1 protein-coding gene is annotated in these 1,024 nt (G+C 71.5%); it reads left to right on the top strand.

Going from position 1 to position 1,024, the window contains the following annotated elements; translation table 11 throughout:
* Positions 1–61: 61 nt before the first annotated feature.
* A partial coding sequence (locus ACWDNU_RS47155; RefSeq protein ID WP_449673621.1) for a condensation domain-containing protein occupies positions 62–1,024 on the top strand: 963 nt, incomplete at its 3' end.

Raw genomic sequence — 1,024 nt, forward strand, 5'->3', positions numbered from 1 at the left:
ACGGCGATAGGCGTGCGGACGGCGTCGAAGGCGTCGGCGAGGGCGATGTACATCGAAGTCGCTGCGCACCTTCTACCCCGAGCTCGAGGGCGCCGGGTACCAGCAGGTCCTGCCCGCCGACGAGGTCCGCTTCGCGCTGCCCGCCCAGCCGGTCACCGCGAACGAGGTCGTCGCCCGCGTCGTGGAACTGGCGGGCGTGCACTTCGACGTCACCCGCGAGGTGCCGTTCCGCGCCAGCCTGCTGCGCGTCGACGAGCGCAACCATGTCGCCGTGCTGGTCATGCACCACATCAGCGGTGACGGCTTCTCGCTGCGCCCGCTGCTGCGCGATGTCGTGGTCGCCTACACCGAGCGCGTCCGGGGCGAGGTCCCCGCGTGGGCGCCGCTCGAGGTGCAGTACGCCGACTACACGCTGTGGCAGCGTGAGGTGCTCGGCGAGGAGTCCGATCCCGAGTCGGTCGCCGCGAGCCAGATCGCCTACTGGACCGAGCAACTGCGCGACCTGCCCGACCAGATCGAGCTGCCCGCCGACCGCCCGCGTCCCGAGATCGCCACCAATGCCGGTGACCTGTACCGCTTCTCGGTCGACGCCCGGCTGCACCAGGCGCTGACCGAGATCGCCCGCGCGCACGGCGTCACCCTGTTCATGGTGATGCACGCGGCGCTGGCCACCTGGGCGGCGCGCCTGTCCAACAGCACCGACATCGCCATCGGCACCCCCATCGCGGGCCGTGGCGAGCGCACCCTCGACGACCTCGTCGGCATGTTCGTCAACACCCTGGTGCTGCGCAGCGAGGTGAACCTCGGCGGCACCTTCGGTGACCTGCTCGACCAGGTCCGCAAGGTCGACCTGTCGGCCTTCGCCAACGCCGACGTGCCGTTCGAGCGGCTCGTCGACGTGCTCAGCCCCACCCGCTCGCAGGCCCACCACCCGCTGTTCCAGGTGGCGCTGACCTTCGAGGCGGCCACCGCCGCCGACACCGGCACCGTCGCGCTGCCCGGCCTGGACCTCGACGTCGTCGAC

It is taken from the genome of Amycolatopsis sp. NPDC003676 (assembly GCF_053587275.1).